Origin of the sequence: Fervidobacterium islandicum (assembly GCF_000767275.3) — a bacterium.
GTDB classification, from domain to species: domain Bacteria; phylum Thermotogota; class Thermotogae; order Thermotogales; family Fervidobacteriaceae; genus Fervidobacterium; species Fervidobacterium islandicum.
Window position 1 is genome coordinate 2,119,120 of the sequence record NZ_CP014334.2, and the last position, 15,400, is coordinate 2,134,519.

15 protein-coding genes are annotated in these 15,400 nt (G+C 41.6%); 14 read left to right on the top strand and 1 reads right to left on the bottom strand.

Features of this window, described 5'->3' with window-relative positions; genetic code table 11:
• The first annotated feature begins 22 nt into the window (after window positions 1–22).
• The 13 genes from NA23_RS10065 (at window position 23) to purB (ending at window position 13,604) form a co-directional block, all read left to right on the top strand.
• Complete coding sequence (locus tag NA23_RS10065; protein WP_033191655.1) at window positions 23–1,345, top strand: amidohydrolase; 1,323 nt, start codon at window positions 23–25, stop codon at window positions 1,343–1,345.
• A complete protein-coding gene (gene mnmG / locus NA23_RS10070) occupies window positions 1,342–3,237 on the top strand; it encodes a tRNA uridine-5-carboxymethylaminomethyl(34) synthesis enzyme MnmG (protein ID WP_033191654.1) in 1,896 nt (631 codons plus the stop codon). The genes NA23_RS10065 and mnmG overlap by 4 nt, the downstream gene beginning before the upstream one ends.
• 119 nt (window positions 3,238–3,356) lie before the next feature.
• Window positions 3,357–4,157, top strand: coding sequence for a LysM peptidoglycan-binding domain-containing M23 family metallopeptidase (locus tag NA23_RS10075; RefSeq protein ID WP_052107138.1), 801 nt, complete (start codon window positions 3,357–3,359; stop codon window positions 4,155–4,157).
• 1 nt (window position 4,158) lies between these two features.
• Entirely contained in the window at window positions 4,159–4,968 is an 810-nt protein-coding gene (locus tag NA23_RS10080) for a 50S ribosomal protein L11 methyltransferase (RefSeq protein ID WP_033191653.1), read from the top strand.
• Window positions 4,941–5,456 (top strand): DUF501 domain-containing protein, encoded by a 516-nt coding sequence (locus NA23_RS10085; protein WP_033191652.1) that lies wholly within the window; start codon window positions 4,941–4,943, stop codon window positions 5,454–5,456. The genes NA23_RS10080 and NA23_RS10085 overlap by 28 nt, the downstream gene beginning before the upstream one ends.
• A 35-nt stretch (window positions 5,457–5,491) precedes the next feature.
• A complete protein-coding gene (locus tag NA23_RS10090) occupies window positions 5,492–6,787 on the top strand; it encodes an NYN domain-containing protein (protein ID WP_033191651.1) in 1,296 nt (431 codons plus the stop codon).
• The gene (locus NA23_RS10095) at window positions 6,784–7,245 is read left to right on the top strand and encodes a 23S rRNA (pseudouridine(1915)-N(3))-methyltransferase RlmH (RefSeq protein WP_033191650.1); all 462 of its coding nucleotides are present in this window, start codon (window positions 6,784–6,786) and stop codon (window positions 7,243–7,245) included. Before NA23_RS10090 ends, NA23_RS10095 begins: the two co-directional genes overlap by 4 nt.
• A gap of 82 nt (window positions 7,246–7,327) precedes the next feature.
• The gene (flgM, locus tag NA23_RS10100) at window positions 7,328–7,615 is read left to right on the top strand and encodes a flagellar biosynthesis anti-sigma factor FlgM (RefSeq protein WP_033191649.1); all 288 of its coding nucleotides are present in this window, start codon (window positions 7,328–7,330) and stop codon (window positions 7,613–7,615) included.
• Between the two features lies 1 nt (window position 7,616).
• Entirely contained in the window at window positions 7,617–8,090 is a 474-nt protein-coding gene (locus NA23_RS10105) for a flagellar biosynthesis protein FlgN (RefSeq protein WP_236938379.1), read from the top strand.
• Window positions 8,091–8,124: 34 nt separating this feature from the next.
• Entirely contained in the window at window positions 8,125–10,668 is a 2,544-nt protein-coding gene (gene flgK / locus NA23_RS10110) for a flagellar hook-associated protein FlgK (RefSeq protein WP_033191648.1), read from the top strand.
• A 39-nt stretch (window positions 10,669–10,707) separates the two neighbouring features.
• The gene (flgL, locus tag NA23_RS10115; protein ID WP_033191647.1) at window positions 10,708–11,601 is read left to right on the top strand and encodes a flagellar hook-associated protein FlgL; all 894 of its coding nucleotides are present in this window, start codon (window positions 10,708–10,710) and stop codon (window positions 11,599–11,601) included.
• A gap of 33 nt (window positions 11,602–11,634) precedes the next feature.
• On the top strand, window positions 11,635–12,306 hold the full coding sequence (locus NA23_RS10120; RefSeq protein ID WP_033191646.1) for a tRNA1(Val) (adenine(37)-N6)-methyltransferase: 672 nt from the start codon (window positions 11,635–11,637) through the stop codon (window positions 12,304–12,306).
• 5 nt (window positions 12,307–12,311) lie between these two features.
• On the top strand, window positions 12,312–13,604 hold the full coding sequence (purB, locus tag NA23_RS10125) for an adenylosuccinate lyase (RefSeq protein WP_033191645.1): 1,293 nt from the start codon (window positions 12,312–12,314) through the stop codon (window positions 13,602–13,604).
• A gap of 56 nt (window positions 13,605–13,660) precedes the next feature.
• On the opposite strand, the gene NA23_RS10130 is transcribed toward purB, so the two are convergent.
• Window positions 13,661–13,966: a hypothetical protein gene (locus NA23_RS10130; protein WP_033191644.1), complete on the bottom strand. Its 306-nt coding sequence runs from the start codon at window positions 13,964–13,966 to the stop codon at window positions 13,661–13,663.
• A 403-nt stretch (window positions 13,967–14,369) separates the two neighbouring features.
• Between NA23_RS10130 and ord the strand changes: the two genes are divergently transcribed.
• Window positions 14,370–15,380 carry a 2,4-diaminopentanoate dehydrogenase gene (gene ord, locus NA23_RS10135; protein WP_033191643.1) on the top strand — a complete coding sequence of 337 codons (1,011 nt, stop codon included), beginning with the start codon at window positions 14,370–14,372 and terminating at the stop codon, window positions 15,378–15,380.
• Window positions 15,381–15,400 lie beyond the last annotated feature (20 nt).

The window sequence follows — 15,400 nt, forward strand, 5'->3', positions numbered from 1 at the left end:
TGAGTCGATAGAAGGTGTTAATTTGGTTGTAAAAAATGGTTACGTTTGGAACGGAAGGATTTTTGAGAAGAAGGACCTTTACATTGAGAATGGTGGATTTGTGCCCCACTCAGACAACGGACCTGTGGTTGACGCCACAGGTCTATTTGTAATGCCCGGATGGGTAGATTCGCATGCTCACATCATCGGAACTGGAGTGAAGATTCTAACGCACGACCTGGCAAAAGAAAATTTGGCAGATGTGTTGACAAGCGCAAGTAATTCTTCTGAAAACTTTGTAATTGCTCGTGGCTGGGAGACGTTACCTGAAAAAGCTTTGCTTGATAAGGCAAACGCACTAAAAAGACCTGTGGTGCTGATAAGAAAGTGTGGACATGTTGCGTGGATAAACAATTACATGAAAGAAAAGATTGGAAAGACGGGAAATAGTGCAAATAATGAGAACTTAATCTATGAGAATGAAATAGAAGAGATTTGGCATTCTTTAGGCGATGAGTTCTTTAAAAGGGCTTTTGAAATAGGTCAGCGGGTATTCTTAAAACACGGTGTCACGCAGGTGCATTCCGATGACTTTCATGGAGTCAGTTTTGATGTGCTAAAAGAATTGTTACAGAATAGCGAGCTTAGAGTGTTTGAAAAGCTTTACACTTACGAGCCTTGGAATTACGAATTTGGAGTGTATGGCAATTCCAAAATCGGTGGTATTAAGTTGTTCGCCGATGGTTCGCTTGGTGGGAGGACTGCGTGGATGCACAATCCGTACAAAGATACTGGAAATTACGGAATGAATACCTTACCCGACAATTTTGACGAAATAGTGAAGTTTGCCGAAGCCAAAGGCATACAGTTGAACATCCATGTGATTGGAGATAGGGCGCTTTCGGAAGTTCTAGAAAGGCTTGAAAAAAATAGAACGAAGTTGAGACACAGGTTGATACATCTGCAATTTGTTTCAGAAAGAGATTTTCCAAAACTAAAAAGGTACTACCTATCGGTTCAGCCACACTTCTTTTTCGAAGACATTCCCTTACTAGACAACGTATCTTTTGAGCTTGCTTATCCGTTTGTCAAAATGCACGAGGCTGGATGTTTGATGGCATTTTCCACTGATTCCCCCGTTTCACCTGTCGATCCAAAGTACGTGCTTGAACATGCGTTGAAGATGGGATTTACAAGGGAGGATGCGATCTATTACTATACAGAAGCAGGTTCTAAGATTGGTGGATACAAATGTGGAAAAATAGAAATAGGATACCATGCAGATTTTGCTTTATACGATGGTAACCCGTTGGAAAGAGATCCAGTTGCCGTCTTTGTTAACGGTAAGGAGGTAATGAGCAGATGAAGATAGACTACGGTAGTTATTTTGAAAGGCCAGAGGACGATTATTCGTTCGATATCATAGTCATAGGTGGAGGACATGCAGGAATCGAGGCTGCTTTGGCAAGTGCAAGGCTTGGGTTTAAAACGATGCTCATAACTGGCAACCCAGACAACGTGGGATGGGCATCGTGTAATCCCGCTATCGGTGGATCTGCCAAAGGGATTGTTGTGCGTGAAATAGATGCACTTGGTGGGGAGATGGCGAAAACCACCGATGAAACGATGATAAATGTGAGAATGCTCAATACAAGTAAGGGACCTGCAGTTCAAGCTTTGAGGGCACAGATAGACAAGTACGGTTATTCAAGAACGATGAAGAGAAAATTGGAAAGTCAAGAAAATCTGCTGCTGCGCTATGGAATTGTAAGGGAAATCATCGTCGAGAACGGTAAAGTTTCAGGGGTTGTGGACTCATTCGGAATAGATTATCGCGCACGTGCGGTTATTGTTACTACAGGAACGTTTTTAAGGGGACGTATATTTATCGGCAGAGAGACGATGGAAGCTGGTCGAATGGGCGATTTTTCAGCGCATGGCTTGACGGACTCACTGATAAAATTGGGATTCAAGGTGGGAAGGTTTAAAACTGGAACTCCCGCTCGTGTTTTGAAAAGGAGCATAGACTTTTCGAAAATGGTAAGACAAGACACCGACGACGTGCCTTGGGCGTTCTCGCACTTTAACGAACCAAAAGTACTGCCGAAAGATTATCCGTGCTGGTTAACTCATACCGTTCCAGAGACTCACAAAATCATAAGAGATTACCTTATCTTCTCACCTCTTTACGGTGAAGTGAAACTCATCCAATCGAAAGGGCCAAGGTACTGCCCTTCGATAGAAGACAAAGTGGTAAAATTCGAGCGTGAAAGTCATCAAGTGTTCGTTGAGCCGGAAGGAAAGGATACGGAAGAGTACTATCTTAATGGCTTATCGACCAGCCTGCCGTACGCTGCTCAAATCAAAATGCTTAGAACAATTCCCGGACTTGAAAATGTGGTCATCGTTAGACCGGCCTATGCGGTTGAATACGACTACATCGACCCAACACAGCTTTATCCCACATTAGAATCGAAACTTGTTGAGAATCTTTACTTCGCCGGACAGATCAACGGAACGAGTGGTTATGAAGAAGCGGCGGGTCAGGGGATAATAGCGGGAATCAACGCAGCATTGAAGCTGCGCGAGGAAGAGCAGCTGATTTTGAGAAGGTCGGAAAGTTACATAGGTGTCATGATCGATGACCTTGTTACAAAGGGCGCAGATGAGCCCTACAGATTGTTGTCATCAAGAGCGGAGTACAGATTACTTCTCAGGCACGATAACGCACATATCAGATTGGCAAAATACGGTTACAAAGTCGGGTTAATTCCAAAGAGTTTCTACGAAAGAGTTTTGGAAATTGAGCAAGAAGTGCAAAGGCAATTGGAAAGACTCGAAAATGTGAAAGTACCACCTTCAGGACAGGTCAATGACTTGTTAGTAAGAGTTGGTTCTACACCTTTAACGGAAGGTACAAGACTTGCAAAGCTGCTCAGAAGACCTGAGGTTAAATACGAAGATATTCATATGTTGGATCCAGAACCGATTACCGATAAAGAGGTCCTGACACAAGTAGAGATACAGCTTAAATACGAAGGTTACATTAAATCAATGCTGGAGCAGGTCAGAGTGTTTGATGAGTACGAAAATTTACAAATTGGAAACATAAAATTTACAGAAGTACCAAACTTGTCGACAGAAGCGCGCGAAAAATTAGAAAAAATCAAGCCATTCTCAATTGGACAAGCTATGCGAATCCCAGGTGTGACTCCTGCAGACATTATGGCATTGTTGACGTATATTAGGAAAAAATGAGAATTTTTGGAACTTAATCGGTAAAAACAATTAAGCGCCACCCAATTTTGACAAAACGAATTTTTATGGTAAAATATAACAGGATTTTTTTGTTACAATCAGAATAAGGGGTGGTAGAAGTGCGAAAAATATTGGTGTTTTTGATATTATCAATTGTTGGATTGACATTTGCATTTTATATAAACTACCAGGTTCAGTCGGGGGACACTCTTTACAGTATATCGAAGGGGTTTGGAATTCCTATTCCCGTTATTCTTGACTGGAATCCAGAGGTGTCACCATCAAGTTTAAAAGTTGGTCAAAAGTTGAAGATACCATTTGTACCTGGAGTGATGTATAAGCCTGTTAAAACGTTAACCCTTTCTGATTTGGCGAAGATATTTTTTATTGATCCCGAAGAGATTTTAGCGATCAATCCTTCAATTGGTAGTAAAGTTACAGCAGGTAAAGAAGTGTTTGTACCGCTTGGTAAAGTGAACACTTCTTTTACACAGCTTGCAGATTACATCTGGCCTGCTTATGGGCGCATTTCTTCGGAGTTTGGATGGAGGATCCATCCCATATACAATAAAACAATGTTCCACACGGGGATTGACATAACTGCAGATACGGGAAATCCTGTTTTTGCATCAAGGTCGGGGGTAGTTAAATTCGCTGGATGGAAGTCTGGATACGGAAATTTGATAATCATTGACCACGGCAGTGGAATAGAAACCTACTACGCACATTTATCGAAAATTAATGTTTTTGTTGGTTTAAGAGTAGAAAAGGGCGATTTGATCGGAAGAGTCGGAAGCACAGGTACGTCCACAGGCCCGCATGTACATTTCGAAGTTAGAATAGGCTCAGAAGCGAACGATCCTGTAGCCTATCTACCAAGAACGAACACTTATGTTATGAGGAGGGTGCTCTCTGAGTAATTTGAACAAAGATAGTAAGGTATTTAAAGAGGTTGTCTTTGTTTTTGATGAATTGAAGCAAGATGTTGTCGATGAAATACTTTACGGTGAATACGATTATTACGAGATAGAAAGCAGCGAGGGAAAATTCCTCGCTGTTGTTTCGCCATATGGGGAAAAATTGGAGGAAGTCAAGAAGACTTTAATGGACGCTGGCCTAACGTTTGTGGGTTACCGAGAGACGAGACCAGAAGACTGGTTTAAGAACATAATAACGGAGCCTTTTGAAATGATAGAAGGTGTTTGGGTTGACCCTGATGAGCACCATTTAGAAGAAAAGAATGGAATTGTTGTTTTGAAAATACCACAGGGGTTGGCTTTTGGAACAGGTCTGCATCAGACAACCAAGATGTCGGCTATGTACCTGAAAAAGTATTTGAAACCAGGTTTTGATGTTCTTGACCTTGGTTGTGGGAGTGGTATACTCGGCATACTTGCAAAAAAGCTTGGTGCTGGGAGAGTCTTGGCTGTCGACAACGACCCACTTGCCGTTGAGGTAGCTCAGGAAAATGCGATGAGAAATGACGTAGATATCGAAATAAGGTGGTCGGATCTATTCTCGAATGTTGATGGAAAGTTTGATATAATTGTTTCAAACATCATTGCAGAGATTCTCGTCGAAATGCTGAAAAATGCAAAGCACTATCTTAAAGATCACGGATTGCTTATACTATCAGGCATCATTGTTCAGAAAGCAAATCTTTTTGAAGGATACAATATTCTTGAAAAAATGGTGATGGACGAGTGGAACGCATTAGTGATAAAGATCTAAGAGTTATACACGCTCAGCTTGAAAGAAGCGTTGACAACGTTTTAGGAGTTGAAAAACGCTGCTCTTGTGGTTTCCCTCAGGTCATCCTCAGCTACCCCATCAGAGACGGTAAACCGTTCCCCACAATTCACTACCTTACATGCCCTCACCTAAGAAAAGAAGTTGCTAAGTTGGAGGAAAAAGGTTGGATCAAAAAATTCGAAGAGTTGCTTAGCAACAACACAGAGCTATTCGGAAAACTTCAAAATGCCCACAAGCAGGTTATATCCAAACGACAGGCTCTTTTAAAACCCGAAGATTCAGACTGGTCATCGGTGCTCACTTCTGTTGGTACTGGTGGAATCAGGGATTGGAAGACGATAAAATGTCTGCATCTGCATCTTGCGGATTATCTTGCTGGAATCGATAATCCAATTGGGGAAATGGTGTATAATCTCATTGTAGAAAAAGAGTGTGCGGATTGTTTTTGCAAGACTTTTGAACTTTGAGCTTCGTCTTTTCAGGGATGAAGGGGGGCAAGGATATGGAGGGTTCAAGTTTTCTAAGCTCTTCTAATATCTTCCTGCTTTTTGATTTCCAAAATCAGCCCGTTGATGTCCAGCTTGTCTACAAAGAGGCTCAGAAATATGGAAGAATCGTAGGTGGAAAAGCATACGGTTCGTGGTCGAAAAACAAAATGGCTGCATTCGCTTTGTATAACTACGGCATCGAACTTGTCGAAGTGCCGGAGGCAGAGTTCTTGCCAAATAAAAAGGGGAACGATATAAGGCTTTCGGTGGACTGTATAGAACAGGCACTCAGAAATGAGGTTGTAGATACGTTCTTCCTTGTTACAGGAGATGCAGATTTTACCGCACTGGTGTATAAACTTAAATCGTATGGTAAACGTGTCATAGCACTTGCCAGAACCAAATCAACAAGTTACGAGTTAGTCTCCGCTGTCGATAAGTTCATACCTTACGAGGACCTTGTGAAGAGCGAAAATCTCACCGATCCCGTTGATAGACTGGCTGAAGAAATGGAGATATTCCTGAAACGTTCCGGCAAAGAATTTACGCGTGACAACCTTTCTCGCTTCTTAACATCTTTTAACATCAATCCTTCAAAATACGGTTTCCAAACCATGCACGAACTTGTTGATGAAGTCTACGAAAGGAAGGTTCAGAAACCCGAAAGATTAAAGAACGTTAAATTGATGATTTTGAATGCGGTACTGTACGAATCGTTGAGTGAAAAGACACTACCAAAGTTCGCAGAAGAGAATAAGATTCCAATAAGCGATCTTAAAGCAGCGGTTGAAATTTTGGTAAACGACAACGTTTTGAAATTTTCAGAAGGTACATATGAAATAAACAGAAAAAAGGCGTTCTTTGCTACGTTGCTTGAAAAATATCCGGTGGTTCCCGAACACCTTTCGGAATTTGTAGAAAAGACTTACAAAGCGTTCGTTAACGGGCGTGTCAAGGCTTTAAATCAGCTCCTGCCAAGTGAATTTAAAGTCCCATCAAGCGAGTTTAAAAGCTACGTTGAAGCTATAAAAAGGAGCGGGTGTTTGAAAGGACTTGATGATAGTGACTACATATCGTACTCCACACCTGCGAAGATTGTATGCGATATTGAAACATTCAAAATATCCACATTCGCCTACTTTGTCAAGCGTGTGTTGGCACAGACTTTCGTCTTTGAAGATGAGTTGCACTACATAAGAGAGCTAATATTCTCAAATGACGAAACATTATTCACAAAGACTATGGATTACCTGCAGCAAACAGGGGAAGTAATAGAAGTGGGAGGTGTCTATTTCTACTCTCCGATATGAAGATAGAGATAATTATTCCAGGTAAAATCTCCAAGCATCTTTTACCAGCTCAAGAGTTCTACGAAGAAAAGATCTCGCGTTTTACAAAATTAGACATAAGCTTTGTTCCACTCGGTGGGGATATTAACACCACAGACCCAAAGGTCATACTCTCAAAAGAGGCAGAGTACATTTCAAGAAAACTAAGAGAGCGCAAATACACACTCATCGACCTTTGGGGAAAACAGATGAGTAGTGAAGAGTTTGCACAATATTTGGACAAAAGTTTTCTCAAAGATTCTGAATTAGTCTTTGTCATAGGTGGACCTCTTGGGATTGATGAAAGTCTAAGGAAAAAAGCCAATGAGAAGATTTCATTTTCGAAGATGACGTTTACACATGAGATGTGTTTAATTCTTTTGTTAGAGCAGATATTCAGAGGTTTTAAAATTTTGAGGAACGAGAAGTACCATTACTGAGGACTGTGCTTAAGAAAGCTTCAAATGTATCCGATAATTATCTCGGGAAGATTAATAACGTTTTGAAAAGGCGGTGACGTGTATGATCGACAAAATCAACAAAGCGGGAATGCAGAGTGCACAGAACGTTCCGGAGGTCAAAGGAAAAACCGAAAAGGGTGTAGAAAAATCTAAGGGGAAGGAAGTAAGAAAAGGTGCAAGTGATTCGATCGTAGTTGAGGAAGGAAGGAAAGTGGCCGAGTATATCGAGATGGCGAAGAGCTATCCTGAGATCAGAGTAGAACTCGTTAATAGTATCAAGCAGGCCATTGAAAACGGGACCTTTAAGGTTGATCCGGAAAAGATAGCTAAGAAGATATTGGAGGGGTAAGATGTTGCTAATGGAAAACTTGAAAAGCGAAGTCCGGGTTTTTGAAAGTATGATTCAAGCCTTTAGAGGGCTTGAAAGTGCTGTTTTAAACAGGCAGACAGATATGCTCTCAAAATATGCAGTTGCAATTGAGGAACTTTCCTTGGAAGTTTCGAGATTAGAAGACGAAAGGGATATTATTTTGAAAGAAATGGGGTACCACAATATAAAAGATTACATCAATAGGTCGACAGATGAAAACACTCCACAGGTAGCCTACCTTGCTGCTGAGATTGTTGAGAAACTCAACGAACTAACAATTGTTATCGAAAGCATAAGGCAAATATTCGAATTTGAGAATCACTACTTCGAGTTTCTCAACAATCTTGTCAGAGGTATTAACCCTTCCCCAAATTATTCGTTTAACCAAAACAGACATGGGGTTTCTTCTTACAGTTCAAACTACAACGCTCCCAGGTACGATAGTTTGAAGTAACTGTTTCCTCAGCCAATAGAGGGAGTGATGAGACTTGCCAGACATCAGCCTATTTGGGACACTGAACACCGGATTGCTTGGTATTTATGCGAGTAAATTGGCAATGAACGTGGTTGCACACAATATAGCCAACGCAAATACGCCCGGCTTTTCAAGGCAAAGGCCGGAACTTCTCACTATGCCACCTATACCGGCGAGTTCGCTAACGCAACCATCAATACCCCTTCAAATCGGAACGGGCGTTTACGTTCGTGATATAAAGCGAGTAAGAGATGCTTTTCTTGATATACAGTTTCGTCAAACGAACAACAAATACAACTACTGGGACACAGTAACTTCAAACCTCCACTTCGTTGAACAACTCTTAGCAGAACCTTCCGAAGCCGGTATTAGGTATCTGTATGATTCACTTTGGTCAGGAATCGAAGAAGTTATCACTGATCCAACAAACACAGCAGCAAAGCGCGGACTTGTGAGCAGGGCAGAGCAATTAGTCCAGCACGTGCAAGACCTCTACATGCGTTTAGAACAACTGCGCGTTGATTTGGACAACGAAATAGCACAACGCACTCAGCAGATAAACGCAATGGTTAAAAGGCTCGCTGATATAAACGCAAAGGTGAGAACAGCTGTAAGCTTGAGGTACACACCTAACGATCTACTCGATGAGCGAGATAGAATCTTAGATGAGTTGTCTAACCTTTCCGATATTTATTACTACGAGGATAACGCAGGTCAGATTACTCTCAGAATTGGTAACCAGATAGTTTTGACTGGTCAAGATGTAGTTGAATTGCGTGCACTCGAAAGACCGTACGGAAAAGGTTTCAAGGAGGTATTCGCCGGAAATTCAAAATTGGTGTTTAACGACGGAAAGCTGAAGAGCCTTTTCGATCTGCGTGATGAAATACTTGTAAAATACATGAACAGGCTTGACGAATTCGTGTTGTCACTTACGGATGAATTCAACCTGATACATCAAGATGGCTTCAACAGTGACGGGAGTGTAACTGGCTTAAAATTCTTCAACGATATTTCTGCAGAAAGGATAGAGGACTCCAAACTTTACCGGTTGGCTGGTGCCAAACGTGTTGAGAATGGACCTATCAATTTCATCTCTGGCATGAACGATAGAAAAGATTTCGCCGATATTACGACAAAACCGTTCATAGAAAAGGGTGCGATAGTGTTTTTTGACGGAACAGAGAAAATCTTTGCCGCGCGAGTTAACCCATACGACAAGGTCGAAGACTTTCAAAATACACTCTCGACAATTACCGATAGGTGGTTTGATTTGAAAGTTGGTGCCCACGGTGATGGGGGTTATAGGCTTTACTTTGAATCTTCGCAAAATCTTAGAAATACACTTGCGCTTGACTTCAACGGTAATATGTTCAATACAATGGGATTTGCGACGAAAAACGTGGATGTCTTTGTTGTTGATAGAAAGGATTTCAAAGTCAAAGCAGGAAGTTATAAGATCGCTATCAATGGGAAGGAAGAGATTTTGAATGTCACCGAAACAACAACACTCGAGGACTTGGCAACCCAGCTTAACACTCACTTTGGAACAGATATAAAGGCCTTTGTTCACGATGATAAATTACTCGTAATTCCCACGAAGGTGAACGAATTCAACTTGAAGAACATAAAACTATCGGATTCTGGTGGATTATTCACACAGGCGAACATCCGTGTTGAAACGTATAAGGCACTCGATACAGGTCGCGAAACGCTTGAAAACATACTCGGTAGAAGTCAGGCATTCTCTATTAGAATCGGTGCCACGGAGATAAGAATTGATCCCACGAAGACAACTTTGAGAGATTTAGCCAAGATGATAAATGATGCCAATACTGGTATCATAGCTGAAGTCACACCGCACGGCAAGTTTGTTTTGCGTGGTTCAAGGTCGCTTGATTTCGAGCTTAAGAAAGTAATCCAAGGTCCAGAAGCTCTGTGGACTGCTCTTGGATTTATAGACCCAGACGGTAACCCTTTGAACGATTGGGATGAAGGATTTGTGTTCCTCAATCCTTTCGAGCCACCGAAAGACCAGAGGATGAGGTACATTAAAGCTGATGCATTATTCATAGACAAGGGAATTCCGAAAGACCCATATCGATTTGTTGAGAAATTCGCAGTCAACTCGACGATAAGAAGCAATCCAGAAACGTTGGCTGTGGATATTGGATACACTGAGGAGAACCCGAACTGGGATGCAAAGGTCTTCAAACCATCCGGTCGTGCGAATACAGGCATAGTAGAGCTACTTTCGGCTTTGAGAAATAAAAAAGTCCTTAACGATGGACTTGAATCATTCAATGAATATCTTGGTAGTGTTGTGGCCGAACTCGGTGTTGAGAGTGAAACGGCGATGAAGATAAAAAGTAACACGGACTTGATGAAAAAAGAGATCGATGGAGAACGAGAAAGAGTGAAAGGTGTCTCTTTGGACGAGGAGATGGCGAATATGATAAAATACCAGCAAGCTTTCAATGCAGCCGCAAGAGTAATGACCGCTGTAGATGACATGATCTCAAGAGTTATAGACAGATTGGGTATGGTGGGAAGATAGTCTAATTAGGAGTTTGAATAATCTAAGGGGTGATTTGTGATGAGAATTACGAACAACATGATAAACGAAAGAACCCTTTTCAACATACAGCAGAGTTTGTACAGAATTGCTAGAATGCACGACAAACTCTCTTCTGGAAAAGAAGTTCAGTATCCAAGTGATGACGCTGTCATCGCTACGAGGTCTTCTAACATATCAAGTAGGTTGAGAGAACTCGAGCAATTCAAAAGGAACGTTGACCATGTCAATAACTTCGTTCAATCGTACGATACCACGCTCCAGGAGCTCTCGGATTTGTACCACCGAGTTCGAGAATTGATGGTCCGTGGTGCAAATGGAACAAATACCGTTGATGAGAGGAATTCAATAGCTGCTGAACTTAAGGCATTAAAGGAGCACCTTATTGAAATTGCAAATACTAAGGTCGGAGATGAATATATTTTCGGAGGTGCGAGATCAGAATTAAGACCTGTGGATGAAAACGGCAACATACAGACACCAATGGAAGCTAACGTGAGAAGGAAAATCAACGCATTAGGTTACACCATCACTTACGGTGTTACCGTCTATGACGTTTTCACATTGGAAAATGGTAAAACGGTATTTTCAACAATTGATGATGCGATAAATGCACTGTACGAAGGAAATGAAAAGAAGCTCTCTGAAATATCGTTAAAAGAGATCGGGATTTTGGAACGTTCCGTGATGGAGCACTTCGCATCTGTTGGTGCAACCTCTCGCATGGCAGAGATGGTTGCCTCAAGGATTGAAGATTTGAAACTCTTCAACACAGAATACCTTTCAAAAGAGCAGGATGCAGATTTAACGAAAATTTTAACTGATTTGAGCATGCAGCAGGCGGTTCTTGAAGCTTCATTAAAATCGGCAGCCATGGCCATACAAAAATCACTTGTCGATTTTGTCGGTGGATGATATTCGCTGTTCGCACGAGAGGTAAGTGGTGAAATGCATCTTGAAAGGTTTTCACCTGACATTTTGAGAGTAATAAAAACAATCGATACACCATATCATAAGCCGACGCACGCGTCGGCTTTTTTAGTTTGGTATTCAAAACCAACGAGTGATATAAGAACCGTTGCTGAACTTGGTAGTGGGACCGGTGTAGTTGCATTTGCATTAGCTAAATTGTATAATCTTAGTGTTGAAGGGATTGAAATCCAGAGTGAACTTGTTGAACTTGCTCAGCAGGGGGCAAAGTTAAACGGGCTTGAAGACAAAGTGAGTTTCAAAAACTTGGACGTTAAAGACGTTAGAGACTATTATAAACCAGAAACCTTCGATATGATTGTGTCAAACTTCCCGTTTCACGTTGCAGGCAGAGGGAAAGAAAGTCCATATCAAGTGCGTCGCTTGAGTAGGGCAGCGGATTTAGAAACCATAAACTCTTTCATTCAAGGCGCTTCGTACTTGTTGAGAAACCGTGGGACATTTGTATTCGTTTTCTCACCGAGTATATTACTTACCGTCTTGGAGTACTTGGACAGTTCCAATCTTACTGTACAAAGAATGTGCTTTTTACACGGCACACCAGAAAAAGAGGCGAAATTGGTGGTTGTTAGAGGAAAGAAAAATGGTGGGCAGCAGTTGGTAGTTGATCCACCGCAGTGGGGGGTGTAGAAAAGATGGTAGAAAGGTACGCACTTGAACCATTGAAAAGCCTTTGGACACTCAAAGCACAGTACGAAAGATGGTTGGAAGTAGAACTTGCTGTAGTTGAGGCTTACGAAGAGGTCGGGATCGCACCAAGAGGGACAGCTGAGAAGATAAAAGATAAAGCCGTCATAGATGTTGACGATATCTTAGCTATTGAACAGATAGTTGATCATGATGTTATCGCTTTCATAAAGTCTGTAACAAAAAATATGGGTGATGAGGCAAGATACTTTCATTACGGTTTGACCTCTTCTGATGTGGTGGATACAGCCAATTCACTTGCCCTTGTGCGTGCAACGGATGTCATTATAGAATCGATGCTCAGGCTAAGTGATGTTTTGTACGAAAAAGCTCTTCGATACAAATCACTTCCAACGATTGGCAGAACGCACGGGATACATGCCGAACCTACGTCATTTGGATTGAAATTTCTTTCTTGGTATGCAGAACTTCTAAGGAATATTGAGAGACTCAAAGCCGTGCGTGAGGAAATAGCCGTCGGTAAACTGAGCGGTGCGGTTGGTAATTACGCAAATATTTCACCAGAAGTTGAAAAAATAGCACTTCAAAAACTCGGACTAAAACCAACACCTGTTGCAACACAAGTCATATCGAGAGATTACATAGCACACCTGATTTCTATATTTGCTTTGATTGCAGGTTTGATAGAACGAATAGCAATAGAGATAAGGCACCTACAACGCACAGAGGTACTTGAAGCAATGGAACCTTTTAAGGAAGGACAAAGAGGTTCCTCTGCAATGCCGCACAAGAAAAATCCCATTCTCTGCGAGCGACTAACCGGTATGGCAAGACTCATGAGAAGCTACGCTCAGGTTGCATTCGAAAACATGGCGCTGTGGCATGAAAGGGACATATCGCATTCATCTGCCGAGCGGTACGTACTGCCAGATTCGACGATGACGATGTATTACATGCTTGAGAAAACAAGATATTTGATTGAGAATTTGAAAGTCTTTGAAGAGAGGGTTAAGAAAAACATAGACCTGACACACGGTTTGGTTTATTCCCAAAGGGTTCTCCTTGCACTTGTAGAAGCAGGCATGAGCAGGGAGGAAGCTTACATCCTTGTCCAAAAGTACGCTTTGCAATGTTGGGAAACTGGGGAATCGTTCAAAGAAAAATTGCGTTCAGATACAAGGATCAATCAGCTCATCAGCGACGAGAAGTTTGAAGAACTGTTCAGACCGGATTACTACCTTAGAAACGTCGAACAAATATACGAAAGATTCCAAAAGTAAATAACAATATAAAAAGCGGGCTGAAAAGCCCGCTTTTAATTAACTTAAAATGTCCATTAAAACGCTTGTTCGGTTGCCTCTTCAGTTGTTCCTTCCGTTGTTGTTGCTTCAGTTTCTGTTCCTTCCGTTGCTGTTGCTTCTTCTGTTGTTGTTTCTTCAGTTGTTACCTCTTCCGTTGTTGTTTCTTCCATTGCTGGTGCTTCTTCTGTTGTTGTTTCTTCCGTTGTTACTTCTTCAGTTGTTGTTGCTTCTTCTGTTGTTGCTGCTGCCTTGCTCTTGTTTGCTGCTACTGCCCAGATGATAGCGACTACGATGATGGCGATGACAATAAGTGTTACTGTCAAACCTTTCTTGGATGCCATAGCTCCAACCTCCTTTTGATAAGTTATGAAAAAGCTTTCCTAACTTTCACGGTTATTATACCATTCTGTATGTAACTTTCAATGAGCAATTAGTGAAAAAAGTATGTTAAATCCACATTAAGCAACTTGTTATACTGCATCGTGATTATATTTGTAGTAGTTTACGCATTCATAAAACTATGCTTTCTTCTTGTTTTATGTGTTGTTGCATACCAGCGCATAAACGAGCAAAAGAAAGAGAAAATGAGTATAAAGGGGCTATAATTTCATCTCTTCGGTTTTAGCTACTATCACACACTTAGGAACGTTTGAATTACGGTGGTGAAATTATGTAAAATAAATAACAGAGCACACTTTAGCCATGAAATTAACAGACAAAATCTACCAGTGGGAGGGGATTAGAGTGAGGATAGTAACATGGGGTTTTGGTGCTATGGGACGTGGTATTGCAAGAAACATCATCGAAAGCAAGTTCATGAAATTGGTTGGTGTTATCGATAAGAACCCTGAGTTTATTGGGAAAGATGTTGGTGAACTGCTTGGTGTTGGAACGTACGGTGTTCGCGTTAGGGATTCTATCGATGTAATCGAAGAGACAAATCCTGACCTTGTTGTTATTGCTACAAGCTCGTTTGTGAAGGATGTCCTGCCACAGATCGAGTACGCAGTCAAGAACCACGCAAATGTCATCACCATTGCCGAGGAAATGGCTTTTCCGTTTGATTCCCATCCAGAAGAATCACTTTACATGGACAGTTTGGCCAAAAGATACGGGGTGACGATCCTTGGAACAGGTGTCAACCCGGGATTTGTCCTTGATACGTTGATAATTGCACTCACGGGAGTGTGTACAAGAGTTGAGAGAATCGTTGCGAAGAGAATCAACGACCTGTCACCATTTGGAAAAACCGTCATGGAAACACAAGGTGTTGGAACAACACCAGAGCAGTTCGAAGAGGGACTGAAAAAAGGCACGATAGTTGGACACATAGGATTTCCGCAGAGCATTGCGATGATAGCGCGGGCTTTGGGATGGAACATCACAAAGATAGAAGAGGAAAGAAAACCGATAATTTCGAACGTCCATAGAGAAACACCAGTTGTTAAAGTTGAACCCGGTATGGTTGCAGGATGCAATCATTCAGCAAGAGCATATGTCGGTGATAAATGCGTGATTGAACTGTACCACCCACAGCAAATTCACCCGCACCTTGAGGGTGTCGAAACTGGAGATTACATAGAAATATACGGCGACATAAACATAAATCTGTCGATAAAGCCTGAAATCCCAGGTGGTAAGGCAACGATCGCTATAGCAACAAATATGATACCGATAGTCATAGGGGCACAGCCTGGTTTGAAATGCATGGCCGACTTGCCAGTACCGAGGTCAATACTTTCTTTTACAAAATGATTTTTTAGCTCTTTAAAAAA

Excerpts from the sequence above, each read along its gene's own strand:
- NA23_RS10130 (WP_033191644.1), bottom strand. The coding sequence starts at position 13,966 with ATGGCATCCAAGAAAGGTTTGACAGTAACACTTATTGTCATCGCCATC.
- mnmG (WP_033191654.1), top strand. The coding sequence starts at position 1,342 with ATGAAGATAGACTACGGTAGTTATTTTGAAAGGCCAGAGGACGATTAT.
- NA23_RS10120 (WP_033191646.1), top strand. The coding sequence starts at position 11,635 with ATGCATCTTGAAAGGTTTTCACCTGACATTTTGAGAGTAATAAAAACA.
- flgL (WP_033191647.1), top strand. The coding sequence starts at position 10,708 with ATGAGAATTACGAACAACATGATAAACGAAAGAACCCTTTTCAACATA.
- flgM (WP_033191649.1), top strand. The coding sequence starts at position 7,328 with ATGATCGACAAAATCAACAAAGCGGGAATGCAGAGTGCACAGAACGTT.
- NA23_RS10095 (WP_033191650.1), top strand. The coding sequence starts at position 6,784 with ATGAAGATAGAGATAATTATTCCAGGTAAAATCTCCAAGCATCTTTTA.
- NA23_RS10105 (WP_236938379.1), top strand. The coding sequence starts at position 7,617 with ATGTTGCTAATGGAAAACTTGAAAAGCGAAGTCCGGGTTTTTGAAAGT.
- NA23_RS10090 (WP_033191651.1), top strand. The coding sequence starts at position 5,492 with ATGGAGGGTTCAAGTTTTCTAAGCTCTTCTAATATCTTCCTGCTTTTT.
- purB (WP_033191645.1), top strand. The coding sequence starts at position 12,312 with ATGGTAGAAAGGTACGCACTTGAACCATTGAAAAGCCTTTGGACACTC.